The sequence below is a fragment of the Mesorhizobium sp. M7A.F.Ca.MR.245.00.0.0 genome (assembly GCF_003997415.1).
Lineage (GTDB): Bacteria > Pseudomonadota > Alphaproteobacteria > Rhizobiales > Rhizobiaceae > Mesorhizobium.
Genome location: NZ_RZTE01000118.1, coordinates 1 through 456, shown reverse-complemented (window position 1 = coordinate 456; position 456 = coordinate 1). Strand labels below are relative to the sequence as shown.

1 protein-coding gene is annotated in these 456 nt (G+C 61.2%); it reads left to right on the top strand.

Going from position 1 to position 456, the window contains the following annotated elements; genetic code table 11:
* Nucleotides 1-82: 82 nt before the first annotated feature.
* Nucleotides 83-456: endonuclease domain-containing protein (locus tag EOB80_RS34335; RefSeq protein WP_164762841.1), on the top strand; the 374-nt coding region annotated here is incomplete at its 3' end.

Genomic DNA, 456 nt, shown 5'->3' with positions numbered 1-456 from the left:
GGGGGGGGGGGGCGGCGAGGCGGGGGGGTGGGGTCGGTGCGACTGGGTGCCGACCTGATCTTTTGCTGCGTGGCCGCGTCTGATGCCCCGTACCCGCGTGAGCTTCGAAATGCGCCAGAAGGCGCGCGCGCTTCGAGTTCACGCGACCAAGGGCGAATCCCTCCTGTGGTATGAACTGCGGGAGTTGAAATCGGGAGGCATCAAGTTTCGCCGTCAGTGCCCGATTGGGCCTTATATCGTTGACTTCGTTTGCTTGGCGGTGAAGCTGATCGTTGAGGTCGACGGTGATCTGCACGAACACGAGAAGGGTAAACGGCACGATGCTGTTCGTGATGCCTATCTGCGCTCTCTCGGGTTTCACGTCTTCCGTGTTGACGAGCCCGATGTCATAAACAGCGCGTGGCATGTCGCGCAGATGGTCAAGGGGAAGGTTGAGCATATGTCAGCCGCCCCCAC